Source organism: Nonomuraea terrae (assembly GCF_004348995.1).
Lineage (GTDB): Bacteria > Actinomycetota > Actinomycetes > Streptosporangiales > Streptosporangiaceae > Nonomuraea > Nonomuraea terrae.
This window is the reverse complement of sequence record NZ_SMKQ01000008.1, coordinates 18,697-36,426: the sequence shown is the minus strand read 5'-3', so window position 1 is coordinate 36,426 and position 17,730 is coordinate 18,697. Positions and strand designations below refer to the sequence as shown.

Annotated in this window: 31 protein-coding genes; 3 read left to right on the top strand and 28 right to left on the bottom strand. The window is 67.4% G+C overall.

Annotation, left to right across the window (positions count from 1 at the left end):
- Positions 1–5 precede the first annotated feature (5 nt).
- The 11 genes from E1286_RS05120 to E1286_RS05075 form a co-directional block, all read right to left on the bottom strand.
- Positions 6–2,717 (bottom strand): LamG-like jellyroll fold domain-containing protein, encoded by a 2,712-nt coding sequence (locus tag E1286_RS05120; RefSeq protein ID WP_132609180.1) that lies wholly within the window; start codon positions 2,715–2,717, stop codon positions 6–8.
- A 28-nt stretch (positions 2,718–2,745) separates the two neighbouring features.
- Positions 2,746–3,201, bottom strand: a complete 456-nt coding sequence (locus E1286_RS05115; protein ID WP_132609178.1) for a hypothetical protein — start codon at positions 3,199–3,201, stop codon at positions 2,746–2,748.
- 2 nt (positions 3,202–3,203) lie between these two features.
- A complete protein-coding gene (locus tag E1286_RS05110; protein WP_132609176.1) occupies positions 3,204–3,437 on the bottom strand; it encodes a hypothetical protein in 234 nt (77 codons plus the stop codon).
- Positions 3,438–3,875: 438 nt separating this feature from the next.
- Positions 3,876–4,859, bottom strand: a complete 984-nt coding sequence (locus tag E1286_RS05105) for a phage antirepressor KilAC domain-containing protein (RefSeq protein ID WP_132609174.1) — start codon at positions 4,857–4,859, stop codon at positions 3,876–3,878.
- Positions 4,860–5,334: 475 nt separating this feature from the next.
- Positions 5,335–5,550 carry a helix-turn-helix domain-containing protein gene (locus tag E1286_RS05100; RefSeq protein WP_132609173.1) on the bottom strand — a complete coding sequence of 72 codons (216 nt, stop codon included), beginning with the start codon at positions 5,548–5,550 and terminating at the stop codon, positions 5,335–5,337.
- A complete protein-coding gene (locus tag E1286_RS05095; RefSeq protein WP_132609171.1) occupies positions 5,547–6,221 on the bottom strand; it encodes a hypothetical protein in 675 nt (224 codons plus the stop codon). Before E1286_RS05095 ends, E1286_RS05100 begins: the two co-directional genes overlap by 4 nt.
- A gap of 459 nt (positions 6,222–6,680) precedes the next feature.
- Positions 6,681–7,118 (bottom strand): DUF6221 family protein, encoded by a 438-nt coding sequence (locus tag E1286_RS05090; RefSeq protein WP_132609169.1) that lies wholly within the window; start codon positions 7,116–7,118, stop codon positions 6,681–6,683.
- Entirely contained in the window at positions 7,115–7,345 is a 231-nt protein-coding gene (locus E1286_RS05085) for a DUF6011 domain-containing protein (RefSeq protein WP_132609167.1), read from the bottom strand. The genes E1286_RS05090 and E1286_RS05085 overlap by 4 nt, the downstream gene beginning before the upstream one ends.
- Before the next feature lie 28 nt (positions 7,346–7,373).
- Positions 7,374–7,517, bottom strand: a complete 144-nt coding sequence (locus tag E1286_RS47570) for a hypothetical protein (RefSeq protein ID WP_165969577.1) — start codon at positions 7,515–7,517, stop codon at positions 7,374–7,376.
- Positions 7,507–8,118, bottom strand: coding sequence for a hypothetical protein (locus tag E1286_RS05080; RefSeq protein ID WP_132609165.1), 612 nt, complete (start codon positions 8,116–8,118; stop codon positions 7,507–7,509). Before E1286_RS05080 ends, E1286_RS47570 begins: the two co-directional genes overlap by 11 nt.
- Positions 8,111–8,383: a hypothetical protein gene (locus tag E1286_RS05075; RefSeq protein ID WP_132609163.1), complete on the bottom strand. Its 273-nt coding sequence runs from the start codon at positions 8,381–8,383 to the stop codon at positions 8,111–8,113. Before E1286_RS05075 ends, E1286_RS05080 begins: the two co-directional genes overlap by 8 nt.
- 110 nt (positions 8,384–8,493) lie before the next feature.
- On the opposite strand from E1286_RS05075, the gene E1286_RS05070 reads away from it, so the two are divergent.
- Entirely contained in the window at positions 8,494–8,772 is a 279-nt protein-coding gene (locus E1286_RS05070; RefSeq protein ID WP_246074463.1) for a hypothetical protein, read from the top strand.
- A gap of 179 nt (positions 8,773–8,951) precedes the next feature.
- Here E1286_RS05070 and E1286_RS47565 read toward each other — a convergent pair whose 3' ends face one another.
- The 4 genes from E1286_RS47565 to E1286_RS05055 form a co-directional block, all read right to left on the bottom strand.
- Entirely contained in the window at positions 8,952–9,107 is a 156-nt protein-coding gene (locus E1286_RS47565; protein ID WP_165969576.1) for a hypothetical protein, read from the bottom strand.
- Between the two features lie 138 nt (positions 9,108–9,245).
- On the bottom strand, positions 9,246–9,383 hold the full coding sequence (locus tag E1286_RS47560; RefSeq protein ID WP_165969575.1) for a hypothetical protein: 138 nt from the start codon (positions 9,381–9,383) through the stop codon (positions 9,246–9,248).
- Positions 9,384–9,470: 87 nt separating this feature from the next.
- A complete protein-coding gene (locus E1286_RS05060; protein ID WP_132609159.1) occupies positions 9,471–10,088 on the bottom strand; it encodes a hypothetical protein in 618 nt (205 codons plus the stop codon).
- A gap of 84 nt (positions 10,089–10,172) precedes the next feature.
- Complete coding sequence (locus E1286_RS05055) at positions 10,173–10,382, bottom strand: hypothetical protein (RefSeq protein ID WP_132609157.1); 210 nt, start codon at positions 10,380–10,382, stop codon at positions 10,173–10,175.
- A gap of 156 nt (positions 10,383–10,538) precedes the next feature.
- On the opposite strand from E1286_RS05055, the gene E1286_RS05050 reads away from it, so the two are divergent.
- Positions 10,539–10,829 (top strand): hypothetical protein, encoded by a 291-nt coding sequence (locus E1286_RS05050; RefSeq protein ID WP_132609155.1) that lies wholly within the window; start codon positions 10,539–10,541, stop codon positions 10,827–10,829.
- A gap of 4 nt (positions 10,830–10,833) precedes the next feature.
- On the opposite strand, the gene E1286_RS05045 is transcribed toward E1286_RS05050, so the two are convergent.
- The 12 genes from E1286_RS05045 to E1286_RS04990 all read right to left on the bottom strand — a co-directional run bounded on the left by E1286_RS05045 (position 10,834) and on the right by E1286_RS04990 (position 16,600).
- Entirely contained in the window at positions 10,834–11,103 is a 270-nt protein-coding gene (locus E1286_RS05045; RefSeq protein WP_132609153.1) for a hypothetical protein, read from the bottom strand.
- Positions 11,103–11,282: a hypothetical protein gene (locus tag E1286_RS05040; protein WP_132609151.1), complete on the bottom strand. Its 180-nt coding sequence runs from the start codon at positions 11,280–11,282 to the stop codon at positions 11,103–11,105. The genes E1286_RS05045 and E1286_RS05040 overlap by 1 nt, the downstream gene beginning before the upstream one ends.
- Entirely contained in the window at positions 11,279–11,602 is a 324-nt protein-coding gene (locus E1286_RS05035; protein ID WP_132609149.1) for a hypothetical protein, read from the bottom strand. Before E1286_RS05035 ends, E1286_RS05040 begins: the two co-directional genes overlap by 4 nt.
- Positions 11,603–11,722: 120 nt before the next feature.
- Positions 11,723–12,070 (bottom strand): hypothetical protein, encoded by a 348-nt coding sequence (locus tag E1286_RS05030; protein WP_132609147.1) that lies wholly within the window; start codon positions 12,068–12,070, stop codon positions 11,723–11,725.
- The gene (locus E1286_RS05025) at positions 12,067–12,432 is read right to left on the bottom strand and encodes a hypothetical protein (RefSeq protein ID WP_132609145.1); all 366 of its coding nucleotides are present in this window, start codon (positions 12,430–12,432) and stop codon (positions 12,067–12,069) included. The genes E1286_RS05030 and E1286_RS05025 overlap by 4 nt, the downstream gene beginning before the upstream one ends.
- The gene (locus tag E1286_RS05020) at positions 12,425–12,703 is read right to left on the bottom strand and encodes a hypothetical protein (RefSeq protein ID WP_132609143.1); all 279 of its coding nucleotides are present in this window, start codon (positions 12,701–12,703) and stop codon (positions 12,425–12,427) included. The genes E1286_RS05025 and E1286_RS05020 overlap by 8 nt, the downstream gene beginning before the upstream one ends.
- 42 nt (positions 12,704–12,745) lie before the next feature.
- On the bottom strand, positions 12,746–12,958 hold the full coding sequence (locus E1286_RS05015) for a hypothetical protein (RefSeq protein ID WP_132609141.1): 213 nt from the start codon (positions 12,956–12,958) through the stop codon (positions 12,746–12,748).
- Positions 12,959–13,001: 43 nt separating this feature from the next.
- Positions 13,002–14,201 carry a DNA-methyltransferase gene (locus E1286_RS48770; protein WP_132609139.1) on the bottom strand — a complete coding sequence of 400 codons (1,200 nt, stop codon included), beginning with the start codon at positions 14,199–14,201 and terminating at the stop codon, positions 13,002–13,004.
- On the bottom strand, positions 14,198–14,596 hold the full coding sequence (locus E1286_RS05005; RefSeq protein ID WP_132609137.1) for a helix-turn-helix transcriptional regulator: 399 nt from the start codon (positions 14,594–14,596) through the stop codon (positions 14,198–14,200). Before E1286_RS05005 ends, E1286_RS48770 begins: the two co-directional genes overlap by 4 nt.
- Entirely contained in the window at positions 14,593–14,874 is a 282-nt protein-coding gene (locus E1286_RS05000) for a hypothetical protein (RefSeq protein ID WP_132609135.1), read from the bottom strand. The genes E1286_RS05005 and E1286_RS05000 overlap by 4 nt, the downstream gene beginning before the upstream one ends.
- Positions 14,871–15,794 carry a DnaB-like helicase C-terminal domain-containing protein gene (locus E1286_RS04995; RefSeq protein ID WP_132609133.1) on the bottom strand — a complete coding sequence of 308 codons (924 nt, stop codon included), beginning with the start codon at positions 15,792–15,794 and terminating at the stop codon, positions 14,871–14,873. Before E1286_RS04995 ends, E1286_RS05000 begins: the two co-directional genes overlap by 4 nt.
- Positions 15,791–16,600 carry a helix-turn-helix domain-containing protein gene (locus E1286_RS04990; protein ID WP_132609130.1) on the bottom strand — a complete coding sequence of 270 codons (810 nt, stop codon included), beginning with the start codon at positions 16,598–16,600 and terminating at the stop codon, positions 15,791–15,793. Before E1286_RS04990 ends, E1286_RS04995 begins: the two co-directional genes overlap by 4 nt.
- A 172-nt stretch (positions 16,601–16,772) precedes the next feature.
- On the opposite strand from E1286_RS04990, the gene E1286_RS04985 reads away from it, so the two are divergent.
- A complete protein-coding gene (locus E1286_RS04985) occupies positions 16,773–16,982 on the top strand; it encodes a hypothetical protein (RefSeq protein ID WP_132609128.1) in 210 nt (69 codons plus the stop codon).
- 5 nt (positions 16,983–16,987) lie between these two features.
- Here the strand turns inward: E1286_RS04985 and E1286_RS04980 are convergent, their stop codons facing one another.
- The gene (locus tag E1286_RS04980) at positions 16,988–17,704 is read right to left on the bottom strand and encodes a hypothetical protein (RefSeq protein WP_132609126.1); all 717 of its coding nucleotides are present in this window, start codon (positions 17,702–17,704) and stop codon (positions 16,988–16,990) included.
- Positions 17,705–17,730 lie beyond the last annotated feature (26 nt).

Here is a 17,730-nt window from a genome sequence, read left to right as displayed (position 1 = left end):
CCCTCTCATGGCGTTCGTCGTGGCGGGGCGGAAGACCAGGCTCGTGTTGGTGTTTCGGCTCGCCATGTTCTGTGAGGTTCCGCGGCTGTCCAGTGCCGGCGCGGCGAACCTATGGCGATGTCGATCTCTTGGGGCAGGTCTCCGCTCGACACGGCCGGCGTTGCGATGGATGCCACCGCAGCCACCGTGGGAGGCCGCGCCGTGGACGCGATCAACGCCGCGGGGATCGTGGCGTACGCCTGAACGGCTGCCGGCGTAGCAGCGACCAGAACCGTCGTGGTCGGTGTCGGGACCGCGGCTGTGGCGAGCACGAGCGTGGGCGCCGCTGTGGAGCTGCTGGTCGTGCCCGGCGCTGGGATGCTCGCCGCCGCAGGGATCGTAGGCGGGTGGACAGTGGCGTTCCCGCCGGCCTCGACGGTCGGCGTGGGGATGCTGGTGCTCGCCTGGATGGTGTCCGGGGTTGCCGTTGATCCCTCGGCCAGGATGGGTGTCGGGATCGTCGTAGAAGCGGCTACAGCTCCCGGAGACGCTGTCGCCGCAGCGGAGACCGTGGAAGCAGCGATCGAGGCTTCAGCGGCGACCACGGGCGCGCTGGCAGTGGATCCTGTCGAGACGCCCGGAGTCGTGATCGCTGTCGCAGTTGTGACCGTGTCGGGGGTGGCTGTGGTCGAGCTGCCCGACTGGACTGCCGGCGACGGGATGAACGCAACCGCGGCGACCGTGTCCGCTGTGGTGGTCTGCCCGTACGCGATCTCGGGTGCGGGGATTGCGACCGTCGTGGTGACGGTCGCAATCTGAGCGACCTGGCCGGTGGCCACGGTGGGCTCGGGGACGGACGCTACGGCCTGGACCAGACCCGCCTCGACCGAAGCGCCTGCGGAGATGACCGGAGTCGGAGCCTGCGTGGTGGCCAGCACCACGGAGGGGCGGGCCGTTGAGCCCGACGCAGCCGACACCGCAGGGACGATGGCGGTCGCCGAGACCACACCAGCAGCCGAGGTCGCCCCGGCAGACGTGGTGGGCGCAGGCACGCTGGCCGTGGCCTCGACGACGTTCAGGGCGGCTGTAGAGCCGATGGCTGTAGCAGTAGCCGGAATCGACGCGGTAGCCGTGACCGTGATCGGGGACGCCGTAGTAACCGCCGCAACTGCGGGAGCGGGCAGCGTCGCGGGCGCCTGCACCGTGGCGGCCTGGGCGGTCACCCCAGCAGCCACAGTCGGGGCCGGGAGGCTCGCACTCGCCTGCACCGTTGATGCGCTGGCCGTGCCGTTGACCCTGACCGTAGGCGCAGGGATACCAGCTGCGACCGAGACCGTAGACGCAGCAGTGCGAGAGCCGGACGATGTGGTCGGACCCGGAGTCGTGGTGGCGCCGGACACCACGCTGGGGGTGGCGGTGGCGTCAACGTTCGATGGAGGCGGTGCCGGGTTCACGCCTACCGACGAGCCGGTGCCGCCGCCCAAAGTGCCGGCGGTGAACGTTTTCGCGCCGGTCGCGCCGCCGGTCCACTCACGGACGGCGAGGCTGCCACAAATGTAGAGCCCGGACTGCAGGTCGGCGATCTGGGTGTAGCCGGCTGGGGCGGACCACGACATGCCGCCCGGCGTGAACAGGGTGCCAGCCGCGTACCGCAGGTCGAGGCTTTTCGCGTCCGGGGAGATGCTGGGGCAGGTGACCGTCGCGCCTGAGTAGCCGCCCTGGGCGGTGACCAGGGTGTCGTGGTCTGCGCCGGTGATCGCTGCGACGATCGCGACGCCTTCGGAGCTGGACAGCTGCCCGAACGCGTACGAGCCCGGCTCGGACGAGGTCGCGGTCCGCTTCCACACTTTGGTATAGGCGGCCGAGTTCGACCCGATCGTGTCGACGAGCGTCCACCCGACCGGGGCGGTCATGCCGGAGGAGTGACCGTTGCTGGTGGAGTGGAACGCCAGGAGCAGGTCACCCTCGGCGGTCCCGGCCGGCCGGTTGACCGTACATGTGGACGACGTTCCAAGGGTGGCGGCGGAGGCGTGTGACCGGAGTTTGACCTGCCCGTCTGTGGCGCTGGGCGCGGGGATGGACGCGACCGCTTGGACGGTCGCCGGTGCGGCGGTGGCGTTTCCGCCGATCGCCGGGTCCGTGTCCGTGGTGACGCCTGTGCCGCCGGACAGGTTGCGCCCCTGACCGGAGTCGTCCGTGGTGCTGGGTGACGCGAACCGGTAGTAGGCGTACAAGTTCGACGTCCGGACGGGCGCGAACTGGGCGTACTCCGCTTCGATCTCCGACTGCGACAAGGCAGCCTGCCAGATCTTCAGCCCGGCGATGGACCCGTTCAGGCCGTCCATGTTGGACGGCCAGATACCGATCCGCAGGTTCGCTGCGTTCAGCGTGTGCGCAGACGACCAGGTGGCCGTGGTGAACGAGCCATCACCGATCGCCCGGGTCACCATACGGCCGGCCGTCGCGTTGATCGCGATGGCGGTGAAGTACCAGGTACCGACCGTGAACTCGCGGCTCGCGAGGGTGCCGCCCTCGTTGGTCAAGGCGCGCATCAGGGTGCCGGTACCGTCGGCTTTGAGGCTGAGGTAGTCGGCCGCGCCGTTGTCGATCACCCAGGCGGTGGTGAACGTCCCCGTATCGACGACGATCTTCACCCAGCACGCGACCGTCCACGTCGTCTGAGTGCCGAGCGACATGGCTCGGGTGTAGTTCTCGTTCGGCTCGAACCGGACCGCCACGCCAGCCTCCGAACATGGTTAGCGCAGGTCAGGGCACAAGATCGACAGCCGCAATGCCCGACGCGCTCCAGGAAATTAGGAGCGTTCCGTTCGAGGTCGAGTAGGGGCTTCCGAGGTCGACCAGGACGAGGCCGTTCTTGCCCGTCTGGCTGTTGTCGTAGATGAGCACGCCCTCGGCGGCTGTGATCGTAGACGCGGCCCACTGGGCATCAGTCGCGTCGAACGTCATCACGCCAGCCGCGCCAGTCAGAGTCGTGCCCGTGAGGACCGCGCCGCCGGCCGTGTAGCCCGCTCCAGACACCTCGTTGACGTTGAACGGGGCAGCACCGTAGCCAACAGCTGTGGTCAGGTCGGGCGTCGTGATCGAGTTCGTGTACAGCGCGGCTTTGAGATCGGTGTCGCTGGTCCAGTCGATGTCCAGGGCGGTGTCGTCCAGCATGTCCACGAACGTGGCGACGAAGAGGCCGCTTCCGTTGAGAGCCACTGTCAGACCTCCTTATCCACGTAGGCGTCGCCGCCTACGGACACACCCTCAGTGCGGGTGAGGGAGCGGGCTTCGCGGATGTTGTCCATCGCCGCCCGCTTCGCGGCGAGCGTCTCCGGATTCGGGTTGGCAGTGTAGGCCGCCTTCGCGGCGGTCAGTTCGGCTTCGAGGCTGGCCAGCGCATCGAGGGCGTCGGCCTGCGCTCGAAGGTCTGCGGCGCGTTCAGCGCTGGACATGTGAAACTCCCTCGAACATGCAGAAAGCCCGCACAATCGGCGGGCTTCGTGGCGGGTCGGGTTACTACTCTGGTTGAGCTCGGATGCGGGGTACGCGGCTGTAGTCGACGCCAGCGAGGGGCTCTACCTGGTGGGCGGGGAACCAGTCCGTGTGGGATTCGAGGTGGGCCCGGTAGCCGCCGGGCACGTCGACCATGTACTCGACCAGCGCTTCCCACGTGCGGTCCGGCTTCTGCCTCCACTCCAACAGGTACCCGGCGCGGGCTGGGTGGCCTGGGAGTTTTACGACGGGAGGGTCTTGCTGCACGAGGGTCAGAGTACCCAGCGATCGAACGGGTATTCGAGAAGGGTCCGGGCGGGCTAACCCAAGCGCGAAGGCGGCAGCTAGAAGTGGATTTTGTCGCCCTCGAATGCTTACCCGCCCGGAGGTCTATGAGGTCAGGCGACAGGGACGACGGCCTTGCGGATTACGTTGAGGTCGAGCGTGCCGTACTCGCCGATCGCGGCGTAGATGCGCCGCCAGGCGTACTTCTCGCCCTTGGACGTGAGCTTGCCGTACTTGACCTTGAGGATGGTGCCGTCGGGCATCTCCACGTTCTTGGTCGCGTTCTTGGCCCGGTCATCTTTGATGGCCTGCGCCGTCGCCTGGTCGTGCTCGCTGCCGGCGGCGCGGATGATGAGCCCGATGTGGCCGAGGAAGTCGAACACCTGCTGCTGCGTCACCTTCACGCCGCGAGGGCTGTACCACTGCTGCACGTCACGAGCGAACGCGCGCTTCGTGGTCAGCCCATCAGCGGAGGCGTACACCTCAGCTTGGGCGGCGGCGGGTTCCAGTTCGGCCACGCGCGCCTCAGCCTTGAGGCGGCCCACACGCTCCTGTTTGGCGGCGGCGATGGCATGGCCGAAGGCGAGGTTGAGCTTCTCCAGCTCGCCGAGGTCGTTGAGGTCGAGGTCGATCGTCTCGGTGCCGGGGGCGATGTAGGAACCGTTGTCCTCGATCGCGGGCATCACCTCGTCGGCGAGCCACGCCTTGAGTCGGCGGGCGCCGGGCAGGCGGGAGTCGAGGACCAGCCGGTTGGCGCCCTCACGGGTGACGAAGAGGCGGATCGGATTGGGGCCCAGCGTTACCGCAGGTCGGCCCACGCGAACCGAAGTTATGATGCTCTGAGCTGGGGTGATGTCGAGTCGTTCGATGTGCTCGGGCGCGACCAGATCACGCACGGCCTTGGCCGCGTTGGTGTGTCCGGTGAGGGCGGTCAGCCCCGCTGCCTCGTAGTACGGGGTGCCGTCGATGGTCGCGGTCAGGATGGCAGTCTCGTTGAATTCGCGGATGCCCCACTCGATGTTGCCGAAGAGGGCTACGTCGCTCGAAGGCTGCCCCTGGCCGGCTGGCCATCCTGGCGGCAAGCTACTGTTCTCCATGTCGATCTCCTGTTGCAGAGGTTGATCGGCAGCCCTGGCGGATCGTTACCGCGACCGTCAGGGCATCCCCGGATTGGGGTCGAACGATGTTTCGATTCTATCGGGCTGATCTGGGCAAACCCCGTGCTACACGGGCCTTGCGGGACATATCCGCAGGTCGTTAACGATCAGGTGACCAACGCCACACTTGACATGCGTGAACCTGCTCGAAACCCGGGGATCGACCGCTTCAATGCACCCCTGGTTGGTGTCGATCCCGATCCCGACCCCCTCAGAACGGGACCGGGCCGACACGTCGCTCTACACGGTGGGCCACCTGGGGGAAGCTGTCCGTGGAGCTGCGCACTCCTCGCCAGAGTGCGCGCATATGGGGATCTCTAGCTGCGTATAGGAGCCCTGACATGCGAAAAGCCCCACCGAAGTGGGGCTCTTTGGGCATGGCTCACGCACGCCGTTTGATCTTTCAGTGAGCAGGCTAGCACGCAACGGGACGTTTGCGCCTCTTTCGGTCGCGTGTCGACTCCGCGGCGAACACGTCCCCGAGGCGGAACAGCTTGTGCTTGCCGCGTGTGCCCGCCGGCGTGAGATGGCCGCGGTGGACCCACACGTAGATGGTGGCCACCTTCACGCCCACCTCCTCGGCGGCTTCCTCGGCGGTGAACAGCGGGTCGTCGAGGATGTCGCCGGTCATGCGTCCACTCCGATGCCTTCGTCCAGGAGGGATGCGAGCCAAGGCCACTGGTCGAACGTCCACTTGTGGCGTTGCGGGCGCTCCCAACCGCACGGGCACTCGGCGTCGTCGCAGCGGCATTCGCTGTTGACGCAGATGATGAGCTCGCGTTCGGGGAAGGCGCGCATGCTGGTGGCGTCGCAGATGTGGCAGCGGAACTTCAGCTTGCGCACCGTCTCGGCGTCTCCTATGGCGGAGGAGGCGAGCCGGCGCAGCCGTTGGGCTTCGTGGTGGACGTGGTCGGCGAGGTCTTCGTGGAGGTCGATCCGGTCGAGGAGGTCGACGATGCGGCGGATCCGGTCCACGGTGGTCGCCTTCTGCAGCTGGGTGAGGCCGAGGGCGTCACAGACGGCGTCTTCAAGCTCCGCGACGGAGGCGGTGATGTCGGCGGCGGCGTCCAGGACTTCCAGCCTGAGCGGCGCTTTGCCGTCGCCGAGAGCTTTCAGGCCGCGGGCCAGGTTGTGCACCTTGTCTTCGCGTTCCTCGATGGCGCGCTGGTTCATGCGGTCGCGCTGCTGCGGTGTCAGGTCCCGTTCGGCCCATCGGCGAGGGGTGCCAGGAAGGAGCGCGGTGTCGAAATGCTGGAGGGCGTCGCGCAAGGCGGCGAAGTGGTCGTACGTGTGCTGAGACATGCAGGCTTCCCCCGATCAGTACGCTGTACGGGAGACCTGAGGCGGTTGGGGTTGAAGTGTCGGGTTGAGGGCGGCTCTCCGAGTGACGGCGGAGGGTCGCTTTCGCGTCTAGTGAGAGTCTGCCGCATGCCAGGGCGGCAGATCGACAGCTATCGTCTCACGATCGGGCATCCCGCCAGCGCGCAACCACTACGATGATCGCCACGGTTGCGACTAAGCCGATGAGTGTCACGACTGGCGGTAGCGTTCGCACCGCCCAGTTGACGACCGCACCCCATGCGATCGCGACTGTGACCATTCCTACGGTGGGCAGGATGACGTCTCTGCCTGTTGACGGTTCCTTCTTCGGCTTCGCGGCCGGCTCTGGCGGTAGTGGTTCCCACAGCATGCCGCAGTCAGGGCAGCGCCACGACTCGGTGTCGCTGGCCGTGTCGGGGCGGACGCAGTCGTGGGCGGTGCTCAAGACGTCGCCCCTTCGGGAGCCCACTCGGGGCGGTAACCGGGGCGGTGGCGGTAGCTGAACGCGAGCCGCTGCAGCACGGGGCAGGGAATCTCGTCCTTGTCCCCTGCGGGGAATACCTGCGATGAGGTCGGTGTCACGCAGTCGTGAAGGTCGTCGTGGAGCTTGATCAGCGACAAGGCGGCCTCGCAGTCGGCGATGACCTGGCGGGGGTCGTTGAACGTGATGTGCGCCGCGTCTTCCTGCTTCCAGACTCCGCCACCCGAATGTCCTGGACCGGCGACCTCATCGTCATCTCCGTCGATGCTGATCCCGCCGCCTGGGTCGGAGTATGGCAGGGGCTCGCCGATCTTCCAGGAGCCCTGGGTCGCAGCGCGAGCAACGGCAACGCGGTGCTCGATCTGCTCCCTCAGCCAGGACAGCATGTCGTCGGTCATGTCTCCTCTTCCAGCAGGTCGATCTGTCCTTCACAGTCTCGCCACTTCTCCACGCCTGTGATCCGAACGGGCCGGCGGGGGGTGATGCCGAGCTTGGACGCGCAGTCCGGACCCAACCCGAGAGCTCGGGACGCGTCGGTGCGCAGCCGGTGTTTGCAGGCCGCGCACCGGGAAACGTGGTCGCGGGTGGAGGGCTCGCCGAGGTCGAGCAGGAGGGGTTCATCCACAGGCCGACGCTAGCGGTGGCGGAGGTCGTCAGCCACGGCCGCCACCCCGCAGGATCGACTCCATCATCTGCCGGATCAGGGCGACCTGCATCCGCATGACGGCGTGCATGAAGCCGCACGGCTCGGCCGTGCACGGCCTGCCGCATTCGGAGCAGCGGAGTTCACTGGCCATCGGTGGTCTCCTCAGGTAGGGCGTCGAGAGCGGCGAGCAGCTCCTGAGCTCGCGCGTGCGGGCATGGCCTAGAGTGCAGGCTGTGGGCCTGGCAGTGGTCGTCGTGGTCATACTCGCAGGGCGTCGCGTAAGTGAGGGGACGGATCAGGCTCCGTAGCTCGTCGCGCTCCGTCCCGGCCCTCTCAGCGCGTTCCCGCCACTCGTCCCTTTCCCGCTCAGCCCGCTGCCGCGCCTCGTGCGGCGTCAGCTTCCCGACCCGCTGCAAGGTGAAGGCGTACTCCTCCACCTCTCCTGCCAGGCTGACGGTGTACGTGACCTTGGTTTCGGTGTAGTTGGGGGCGTCGCCGAGCATCCCGCGAGCGCATCCGACCCAGACTGCTGCCAGTTCGCGGGCGGGCTCCAGATCCATGGACATGCCGTTGCGGAAGTCCATGGAGCGGACCTTCGTCTCGTTGACGAAGTGCTCCGTCATGCGGTCGAGCGCCTCGTCTTCGACGACGGACATCACGGCGTCGGCCATGCAGTCGGCGCAGCGGGGCTGCTTCTCGCACTCGGCGTTGGCGATGGCCTCGGCGATGCGCTGGCGGAGGTCGTCAGCCACGGGCTTCTCCCATCTCGCGGGCGATACGGGCTGCCCAGGCCCGAGCCTGAGAGCGCGACCAGTGGAACGGCGCACCCGCTTCGATCTCTCGGGCGATCTGCTCGGAGGTCGCTCTCCGGGCTTGGGCGGCGAGGACAGGAGCAGCAGCCTCCAGAGCGATGGTGGCGATCTGGTAAGAGCTGGTTTCTGGGCTCCCGTAGTGGTCGATGATCGCCTGCGTGGCGGCCTGTACGGCCTCTGCCGGGATGGGATCAGGTGTGGACACGTGTGTGCTTCCTCTCGGATAGGTGCAGTCCAAAAGCTCGGAACGGCTCGTTACCGGACATGTCGTCGGGTACGGGGGTGCGGGATGGATCGACCACAGCAGGGGGCATCATGATCCGCACGCTTCACAAGATGGGGATACGAGCCGAACACGCGTACGCCGCCGGCATCGCATCCATCGGTTTTACCGTCGCCTCGTGGGTGGCGTCGTACTTCGCTGAGAACACCGCCCGCGCGGACCGTTGGGGGATCTTCGTCGGCGAGTGGGCGCCCACGTTCTTCGTGCTCGGGCTGGCGCTCCGCATGGAGGAAACCCACGAGCCTCAGCAGGAGGAGGTGGGGCCTCAGCGGGAGCGGCTGGGGCAGCAGTACGCCGACACCCGCAGGTAGCCGGGCAGGGCCGCGCGCCCCTTCCGCTGCGCGCGGCCTGTACGTCCAGGCCGACGAAGTGATCGCGGCCGTCATGCTTGACCCGAGCGCGACCCTCCGGGAGGCGATGCTCGCTCTGCGGTCGCCCGTCGTGACGGCGGAGATGGCCGAGCAGGTCCGCGTGGCGGCCTGCAAGCAGCTCAGCGTCTCAGTGCTCTCCGGATCAGCAAGAAGGCCCCGAGAGCGATCAACACGATCCCCAGCAGGACCAGGGTCGCACCGATGCCGATCAGGATCGTCCCCAGGAGAACAAGAATCGTCCCAATGACGAGAAGAAAGATCGCGAGGACGGTCACGGCGGCCTCCTGTCACCCTTCCGCCCGACACCCTTCCCCTCTCCAGCGTAAACACTCTGCCCCCGACCTCGAAAAAGAGTCGTTGATGGTCTTGGGGTGTAACGCCTCCCGGCGTACCCGGGGACAGAGGGCCGGGGGTCAGGCGTCGATGGGCCACAGGTTGAGGAGCGGGCCGTGGCAGTCGGGGCAGGTGGGCAGAGACTCGTGGGTTTCGGGGAGCGGCCTATCGAAGGGCAGCTCTCCGCAGGTGTGGCAGCGCTTCTGCGTTTCCGTCATGTCGATCTCCAAGGGTTGGGTCTCCCCGTCTCTGAGGACGGGGAGAGGGAGAGGGTCCCGGTGGTGGAGAACCGGGGCCGGGGAAGGTCAGGACGGGCGGGCGTGCGCCTCGATAGCAGGGAGGACCGACGTCCGGAACCACGCCGTAGCCTCGAACCCGCCAGAGCACAGGTCGATCAGCCGCTCGTAGCCGGAGTGGACCTCGCCCGTGAACTCGTTGACCCATGTCCAGCGGACGCCGCGCCCATCCAGCCATTGGCCGAGTTCAGCGACCAGGCGCGCGTGTAGGTCGCCGCAGCCTTCGCCGTTGTCGCCCTTGTAGCCGTAGGTGGTGTCGAACGAGACCTCCAGCCAGCAGGCCGGACGGTGGTCCGAGCCGTCACACGGGCCGGACTCCGCGTCGTACCAGGAGGACTCCGGCAGGTTGCAGATGTCCTCATCGTGCGCCGCCGCCTGCTCGGCTGTGCGCAGCGGAGCGCCAGGACGGTAGGAGATGTCCAGCAGGGCACACAGCCCTTGCCCTGCGAGGTTCCCGATCGACCAGGCGTTACCCGGCTCCACGAAGCTCTCGCCGTTGCGCCAGGTCTTGTCTTGCTCGTCGCGGAACCGGGTGTTCTCCTTCGTGCCGATGAGCTGGTTGCACTTCAGCCAAACGTCCTTGTAGGCGATCTCGTCGTGGACGTAGACGCGGGTGTCGAGGGTCATCGGTTGAGTGCTCCGTTCCGGAGTCGGGTCGGGTCGGGTTTCGGGTCAGGGAGAGGGGGTGGGCCCCTTCCGGGGCCCTGGGGTCTAGCGGCGGAGCTTGCTGACCGCCTGGGCGACGGCGTTCTCGACCGCCTCGTGAAGCTGCAGCCACTCCTCGTTGCGGGGGTGCTCCCAGTCGCCGGCCTCGGGGTCGATGCCCTCGGAGCGGAGGTCGGCTTCGATCTCACGCTGCACCTGGTCGCGGCGGGCGATCAGGTCGCGGATGGTGGTGGGGGCGGTGAGCGTGGCGGTCATTTCGTCTCCCTGGGCGGTGTCCCTTGCTGATAACCCAAGACTACCAAATCTGGCTTAGCCATCAAGCCATTTATGGCTGAGCTAAGAAGCTGTGACCTGACTGTGACTAAGCCGCTTCTGGCTTGACCCTGCAGCCATGGGCGGTACCCTGATCACATGACAGGGAGACACGACATCGTCGGATACGCCGAGATCATCGAACGCGCCCAAGAAGACTTCGGCGCCGAGTTCCCGGTCAGCACCGTCCGCAACTGGGAGAAGTACCGCCGCGCCTGGGTCGCCAAAGGCTCACCCACTCGCAGCGAGACCCGCCCACGCGAGATGCCCATGCCTGCCCCGGAGACCACCGTCAACGGCACTCCGGCCTGGTCCTGGCGGAAGGTCCGGGAGTGGCTGATCGCCAGCCACCGAGTCGAAGCGCCAGCCGCCGGCGAGCAGCCGGAGTAGCCGTTCACCCGGACTCCCCCGACTTCCGCGCCAGCCCGTCATGCCCGGTCACGAGCTGCACAGCAGCAGCGTGCGGGCAGGAGTTGGCCTCCTCGCACGTGCACGACCAGCCCCGCCGGCCCAACGTCACCTGGTACGTCCTGGACTGGCCGTGCACGTACGCGATGACGTGACCGGCCTGCCTGTCCGCGTCGTCGGCGGGGGTGGCTGACACGACTGCGACGTTGCCGTTCCGGACGTAGGAGCAGGCCAGCGAGCGGACGTCTACGGCCATCAGGACTCCCCCGACGCCTTACGCGTGCACGGGCTGCAAAAGTGCTGCCCGTCACGCACGCTCCACTCGTAGCGCTCCACGGCGATCTCGACCACGGCCTCCACAGTGGGTCCCGTGATCTGGCAGTACGCCCAGCAGCCCTCGGTGTCGCAGTTGAGGGCGACTCCACGGATGCTCACCGGGACGCCTCCGCGCGCTGCTTAGCAGCGATGCGCCGACGCTCCGCCATGGCCGCCTTCGTCGCCTTCACGATCCGCGCCTCCAGCACCATCGGGAGGGCTCGGAGCTCGGCGATCGTGAAGCTGCTCTGCTCGCTGTCGGGAGCGAGGACCATCACCTCGGGCGGCGGCTTGCGGGGCTCCCAGCTGCGGGCGCCGAAGCAGTCGGCCGCGTCCTTGGCGCCATAGCGGCCGGCGTTCAGCCAGTCGGTGGTGTAGCCGCTCTTGTTCGGCCCCCAGTAGGCGCGGTGCTCGTTCGACCAGACGAGGTATGTGCTCATCTCGTTCGATTCCTCTCTCGAACATGGATCAGGGGATCCGTGAATGACTGATGTATTGGATCTTGAGTTCGGCTCGCGGGGCCGTAGATGCCCGTACAGCCCCGCGAGAGGGGGTGGGTCTTAGCGGGAGACCGGAACGCCGTCTACGCCCGCTCTGTCGGCCTCTGAGACGCGGGAACGGCCATCACCGTCCGAGCCGTCCCCCGCCCCCGCGCCGAACACGCGACGAGCCGCCTCCCACGAGCCGTGCTCCCCAGTCAGCGCCGCCAACTGCTCCAGCACCGCCCGCTCCGTGCCCGTGTTCGCCCGGAACCGCCACTCCGAACCAGGCGGAACGTAGTGCGGTCCAGGGATCTCCACGTTGGCCACCTCCGACAGGGAGCCCTCCTCCACGGCAGGCCGACCGAACGGGACCGGGCGGGATCGCAGCGAGGCGAGGAGGGCGAACACCCCGTCGAGGACGATCATGGGGCGGTCCCGTTCAGGACCCGAGCCACAGCCAGCGCGTACTTGTCAGCGCCGCCGCGACGTTCAGCCCACCACGCAGCGCTCGCCATCCAGGCGGCGAGATGCTTGGCCAGGTGTGGATGGACCATCGCGGAGCTGGCATCACCCTTGGCTATCTCCAGAAGGTTCGCTGCGGCAGCCTTAAGTTCGTCGGCGGCGATCGTCGTCTCGGTCTTGGTCTCCTCCGGGCCGACGATGCCGGCGGCCACGCAGTCTGCGCAGAACGGGCCTCTCGCCGGGTCCCCGATCAGATGCAGGACGTCGGGTGTCGCGCCGCAGGACACGCACGCCTCCCGAGGCGCCTCGGTCTTGGTGTCAGCCATTGGGGGTCTCCTCGGTGGTGTCGGCGACGGGCAGGGCGAACTCTCGCTTGCTCAGCTCGCCAGCGACCGGCAGCCCGGTTGTCTCGGACAGCACCTCGCACATCTCGGTGACCCGTGCGAACGGCAGTCCGTTCCCGAGCCGGTACGCCTTCCTCTGCCCGTCCTTCAGGTAGACGACGACGGCCTGCCAGCCCTCCTGGTAGTGGTCGAACCAGCCCAGGTACGGGCGGTTCAGGTCGATGACCGTGGCCTCGGTCTTGGTGTCACCCATGGTTGGTCTCCTCTATCGATCTTGAAAAACAGGAAGATCGCGTCACTCGACGCCATCGCGGGCCCACGCAGCGATCTGCTCGCCGGTCGGCTCGATCCAGTACGTGGTTCCGTGCGGGCAGGTAAACCCATCCGTCGTGTACGGCCCCGCCACGAGCGGGCGCGACGTCGAGACGGCGATGTCCACGCCCATGTCGGCCATCTCGCCCTTGAGGCTTGCGGCGCAACGGGAGTGGTCTCTCGCGGTGTCAGCCATGGGGCTGCTCCTTCAGGTTGGGGAGTGTCGGGGGGGCGGGAGGTCATGCGATCTCCTCGAACAAGCTGTCCTGGCCCGGGTGGACTGGCTGAGGCTTCGGCAGGCCCAGAGCTCGGGCGCGCTCCCCCGGGTCGGTGGTGCGCCACTGGGCGATGCGGCAGTAGTCGGCGGAACGATCCACGCTGACGCCGTGGCGGCCGAGCGTGGCCGCGACAAGCGAGGTGGTGCCCGAGCCGCCGAACGGGTCGAGCACGACCCCAGGCCGCGTGGGCGCGACTGGTGTGGGGCAGGCGCAGGCGTAGCCGGTGATGCGGGTCTCAGGCGGAGTCAGCATCGTGCCCGACGCGGGCTTGTAGCTACGGTCCCCGGTACGGCCAGCGATCGTCGGAGACTCTCGCCACACCATCGGGGTGCGCTCACACACCGGGCGCCGGCCCTCGCCGCAGGCGGTGCAGATGCCGGGTGGCGACCATCCGCGGATGATGCGGCGCGGCCACTCCATGGGGAAGGCGGCGTAGTGGTCGGTGCCGAGGTGTTCGGGCACGTTGAGCGGCTGGCTGGCGACCTCCCAAACGCTGCCCGGAAGCGCACCGAGCGGGTTGACCGTGTCGGCCATGGCGCGGCGGCGCTGACCGGGCGGTGTCGCCCGCTGGGCTCCGGGGCGGCGGGAGTAGTCGCTGGCCGGTTGCCGGATTTCATCAACCGCGGAGTAGTAGCGGCGCTGAAGAGTGAAGTGGAACCAGTGCTCGTGGCTGCGGCGGACGCGGTCGGTCACGCTTTCAGGGAGCCCGTTGGGCTTGTCCCAGATTACCTCGGCCCGCAATGTCAGCCCGAGGTCATCAACGCATCCAATGGCGTATCGCCAAGGCAGCCCGATCAGCGACTTCGGCGGGAAGCCGAGGCCCGACCGATCGAGGGGGCGGACACCGAAGCGGCGGGCCGGCGACTTCGCGTCCTGCCCCTTCGGGGCGCCACGGCCGCTGTAGTAGGAGTCGCCCAGGTTGACCCAGATCGAGCCTTCGGGCTTGAGCACGCGCATCCATTCACGGGTGCAGTCGAGGAGGTTGTCGATGTACTCGCGTGGGTGCGGCTCGTTGCCGATCTGGCCGGCGAGGCTCTCGTCGCCGTCGCGGTAGTCGCGCAGCCCGTAGTACGGCGGTGACGTCACGATCAGGTCGACGCTCTCGTCCGGTAAGGGCAGGTTGCGGGCGTCTCCCCGGAGAACGATCGCTCTTCCGTTCACGCGGGCTCCTTCAGGTCTGGTGTCGGGGGGCGGTCAGGGGGACCGGGATCGGAGAGGCGGGCGGTCACATGGCCGAGCAGCGCCTGAAGCAGCGTCCGATCCCGCGGCGACAGAACCGACGCGTTCCACTGGTCGCTGTCGACTGCGTGAGCGGCACCATCGGGAGCCACGAACACCAGCGCCGGCCCGTTGGCCACCGCAACAGCCGTCGCGGACTCGTCGAAGCGGGCGAACGCGTTCTCGACCCGGGCGACAGTCCCCGCATACGGCTCCATGCCGCCCTCGATGTTGCGGATGGTGCCCCGGCTGACGTCTGCGAGGTCGGCCAGCTGCTGCTGCGTCAGACCGCGGTCTCGCCTCCGGCGCCGCACGGACACCGGGAAGGGCTCGCTCATGACACCTCCTCGCCACGCAGAGCGGCTCGTGCCAGGTCGGCGCCGCGGCGGGCCGTCTCAGGGCGAGGCGGTGGCCCGATCTGCTCAGTCCACGGCTGCGACGGCCGGGCAGCAGTAGGGCGCCACCCCTGACCGCGAAGCGCGGTCAGGAACTCGGTGGCGAACAGGTCGGCGTCGGGGCGGTCGTCGAGGGCGTCACGCTCCCGGACACGGTGGGCGAGAGCAGCGACAGCGGCACGGGTCGCCTCGTTCAGGTCTGGCAAGTCCGTCTTGGTCATGACGGCTCCTTCGGCCCAGCCTTGAAGATGTTTGCGAATCCAAACCCGGGCCCAGTCGGGCGAGGCGGGTTGAAGTCGGGCCCAAGGTCCAGGAAGCGGCTGTAGTGACCTTGGAAGCCGACAGTGAGCATGGCGGTGTGGCCGTACCGGTGCTTGGCCAAGATGAGGTCGGCCTCGCCAACGCGGTGCGACTCGGGGTCGTAGTAGTCCTCGCGGTGCACCATGACGATCAGGTCGGCGGCGAAGGTGATTGCCCCTGACTCGCGTAGGTCGTCCAACCGGGGCCGCTTGTCGAGTCGGTACTCAGGGCTGCGGTTCAGGTGCGAGGTGGCGACGATCGGGACCTGGAGTTCGCGAGCGAGGGTCTTCAGATCGCGAACGACGTCGCCAACTTCGCGTTCACGAAGGTCGTTGCGCTTCTCCGGGCGGATGTCCTGGATGCCGTCGATGGCGATGAGGCGGACTCCGTGCTCTGCGACCAGTTCGGTGGCTTTGCTGGCGATCTCGGCGGCTGTGAGGGACGGTGGCGCATCGACGATCATCGGGGCGTCCTGAATGGCCTGCATCCGCTTGCCGATCCGCTGCCAGCCCTCTTCGTCCAGGGTGCCGGCCTGGATTGCGTGGCGGGGTACCCCTGTCTCGGCGCTCAGGAAGCGGGTGGCGACGTCCTCGGTGGTCTCCTCCAGGGTCCACAGCCCCGTCGCCAGGTGGTGGCGGATGGCGTTGTGGCGGCAGATGTCGTACAGCAGTGTGGTGCGGCCCATGCCGGGCCGGGAGGCGATGACGGTCAGGGTGCCAGGCGGGAGCCCTCCTGAGGTGAGGGCGTCGAGGTGAGCGAATCCGGTGGAGATGCGCTCGCGATTGGGAGCGGAGCTGAGGGCGCTGGCCAGGTCCGCGGCGGGAGTTTCGTTGGGGGTCATGCGGTTCTCCGTTCGGGAAGCAACTGGGGGTACTTGAGGAGGGCGAGTTTGGCTACGGCGACCGCGAGGGCTTGCCCGCTCGGCGGTTCGAGGCCGTATTCGATGGCGTCGGCCTTGACTGCGAGGACGAAGGTTTCGATCTCAGCCCCGAGCGAGCTGTTGATCTTGAACGCCTCGGAGTAACTCAAACCTTGATCGCTTTTCGGCTCAGCCGCTTCGTCGTTCCCTTCCACGGAACCGAAGTGATCACGGTCATTTGAGTTGTTGGTAGGTGTGTTGGTAGGTGCTTGGTTAGGTGGGCGGTCACCGTGACCGGTGTTCCTGGACTCAGTGACCGGTGTTCCGGTCTCCAGTGACCGGTGTTCTACGTCGTACAGGTCAGGATCAGCGGTCTCAGTGACCGGTGTTTCGGCGTTATCCACTGGGTTATCCACAGGATTCGACGGCTTATCACCGGTCACCTTGACCGGTGCTCGCTCGTCCGGGCCGAGCATCTCCACCCGATCCGAGAGGTCGTCCGGGACCGTCAACCGGTACTCGTCTGCCAGCGCACGCCGGCCCTGCTTCGACCCCTCAAACACGCGAAGGATCAGGCCGACCGTCCGCAGCTTGTCCAGAGCTCGCCGGACCGTCTTCTCCCCGAGCTCCGTCACCGCGACGAGTCGATCGTTGCCCGGCCGGACATCCGACCCGTCCGGGCTCGCGTAGTCCGCCAGGACTGACGCCACATGCTTGGTCGTCGCGCCGAGCCGGCAACGTCGCACAATCCGACGCCACTCGAACGGATCGACCGGACGCAAGGTCATTCGTGGTTCCCCGGTTAGTGCTCGTAGTTGTGGGAGATGGAGGGGCGGAGCTGACGCATAGCCGCTCCCCCACCCCGTACCGGTAAGCAACTTGTCCCTACTATACGCCAAGCAGCTTTGCGTTCTCTATGGCAAACTGAATTGCATGACACTGACATGCGAAGATGTGCGTATGGCGACGGGAACCCTGGTGGCGAAGATTCGAGCCCACAAGACAGCTCAAGAGCGTCTTGAGCAGGCCCGACGCGAGCTGGATCAGGAGATCGCCCGTGCGGTGACTTCCGGCGAGTGGCAGATCATCGACGTGGCCGAGGTCACCGGATGGTCCCGAGAGACCATCCGGGCCATCGTCAAGCGGATCACCGAAGACGCCGCCGGCTGAGGTCGTCACGACGCCTCCCCCAGCCTCTGCCGGGCCTTCACACGCCGCTTGTACTCCCTCGACGCTTCGAGGGTCAGGGGCGTCGTGTCGCCGTCCCGATAGCGGGCGGTGTGGGCGCGAACCAGATCCCGATCCGACATCTGCTCAACCCGCTCACGAAGAGCTGCAGCCAACGCTTCGTCGGTGAGGTCGATCAGGTCGTCATCCCAGGCGAGCGGCGGCAACCAACCACGCTTAGCCGCGTGCCGGCGGGTGCGTTCCGACGTCCACGTCTGCGGAGGCGGCGTCATCGACCAGGCGTCGTACAGGTCTCGAACCGCTCGGGCCACCCTGGCGGACACGAAGGGCTGAGAGGCGATCCTCTGATAATTCGTCGGGAATCTGCCGATCGCCTCGGCTTGCTCCTTCAGCGTGTATCCGAGCGCCGCCAACGACTGCACGCGCCGGCGGGTCCCGGCCGCGTCCACGAGAGCCGTGTCGGGCAGGTCGTCAAGGTTGGCCCGGACCGCGAGAAGAGCCTTCTCCGTTCTGGCCAGTACCCGCCGTGCAGGCTTCCCGCCGTTCGATGGGGTGCCGGTCAGCAGCTTGGCCAGCGTGGTCAGCGTGACCCCGGACAGGACGGAAATGCGGCCGCGTGTCATCCCGGCAGCCATCAGTTCCTTGACGTGCTGGCGGGACGTCTCAGCGTCGACGTACGTCTCCCACTGGCCGTAGGCGATCATGCGGCTCCGGTGCCGGCCGTAGGCGG

Bases quoted from the DNA above. Each gene is read 5' to 3' on its own strand.
- E1286_RS05110 (WP_132609176.1), bottom strand. From the start codon at position 3,437: ATGTCCAGCGCTGAACGCGCCGCAGACCTTCGAGCGCAGGCCGACGCC.
- E1286_RS05105 (WP_132609174.1), bottom strand. From the start codon at position 4,859: ATGGAGAACAGTAGCTTGCCGCCAGGATGGCCAGCCGGCCAGGGGCAG.
- E1286_RS05100 (WP_132609173.1), bottom strand. From the start codon at position 5,550: ATGACCGGCGACATCCTCGACGACCCGCTGTTCACCGCCGAGGAAGCC.
- E1286_RS05095 (WP_132609171.1), bottom strand. From the start codon at position 6,221: ATGTCTCAGCACACGTACGACCACTTCGCCGCCTTGCGCGACGCCCTC.
- E1286_RS05090 (WP_132609169.1), bottom strand. From the start codon at position 7,118: ATGACCGACGACATGCTGTCCTGGCTGAGGGAGCAGATCGAGCACCGC.
- E1286_RS47570 (WP_165969577.1), bottom strand. From the start codon at position 7,517: ATGGCCAGTGAACTCCGCTGCTCCGAATGCGGCAGGCCGTGCACGGCC.
- E1286_RS05070 (WP_246074463.1), top strand. From the start codon at position 8,494: ATGATCCGCACGCTTCACAAGATGGGGATACGAGCCGAACACGCGTAC.
- E1286_RS47560 (WP_165969575.1), bottom strand. From the start codon at position 9,383: ATGACGGAAACGCAGAAGCGCTGCCACACCTGCGGAGAGCTGCCCTTC.
- E1286_RS05060 (WP_132609159.1), bottom strand. From the start codon at position 10,088: ATGACCCTCGACACCCGCGTCTACGTCCACGACGAGATCGCCTACAAG.
- E1286_RS05055 (WP_132609157.1), bottom strand. From the start codon at position 10,382: ATGACCGCCACGCTCACCGCCCCCACCACCATCCGCGACCTGATCGCC.
- E1286_RS05050 (WP_132609155.1), top strand. From the start codon at position 10,539: ATGACAGGGAGACACGACATCGTCGGATACGCCGAGATCATCGAACGC.
- E1286_RS05045 (WP_132609153.1), bottom strand. From the start codon at position 11,103: ATGGCCGTAGACGTCCGCTCGCTGGCCTGCTCCTACGTCCGGAACGGC.
- E1286_RS05035 (WP_132609149.1), bottom strand. From the start codon at position 11,602: ATGAGCACATACCTCGTCTGGTCGAACGAGCACCGCGCCTACTGGGGG.
- E1286_RS05030 (WP_132609147.1), bottom strand. From the start codon at position 12,070: ATGATCGTCCTCGACGGGGTGTTCGCCCTCCTCGCCTCGCTGCGATCC.
- E1286_RS05025 (WP_132609145.1), bottom strand. From the start codon at position 12,432: ATGGCTGACACCAAGACCGAGGCGCCTCGGGAGGCGTGCGTGTCCTGC.
- E1286_RS05020 (WP_132609143.1), bottom strand. From the start codon at position 12,703: ATGGGTGACACCAAGACCGAGGCCACGGTCATCGACCTGAACCGCCCG.
- E1286_RS05015 (WP_132609141.1), bottom strand. From the start codon at position 12,958: ATGGCTGACACCGCGAGAGACCACTCCCGTTGCGCCGCAAGCCTCAAG.
- E1286_RS05005 (WP_132609137.1), bottom strand. From the start codon at position 14,596: ATGAGCGAGCCCTTCCCGGTGTCCGTGCGGCGCCGGAGGCGAGACCGC.
- E1286_RS05000 (WP_132609135.1), bottom strand. From the start codon at position 14,874: ATGACCAAGACGGACTTGCCAGACCTGAACGAGGCGACCCGTGCCGCT.
- E1286_RS04995 (WP_132609133.1), bottom strand. From the start codon at position 15,794: ATGACCCCCAACGAAACTCCCGCCGCGGACCTGGCCAGCGCCCTCAGC.
- E1286_RS04990 (WP_132609130.1), bottom strand. From the start codon at position 16,600: ATGACCTTGCGTCCGGTCGATCCGTTCGAGTGGCGTCGGATTGTGCGA.
- E1286_RS04985 (WP_132609128.1), top strand. From the start codon at position 16,773: ATGGCGACGGGAACCCTGGTGGCGAAGATTCGAGCCCACAAGACAGCT.
- E1286_RS04980 (WP_132609126.1), bottom strand. From the start codon at position 17,704: ATGATCGCCTACGGCCAGTGGGAGACGTACGTCGACGCTGAGACGTCC.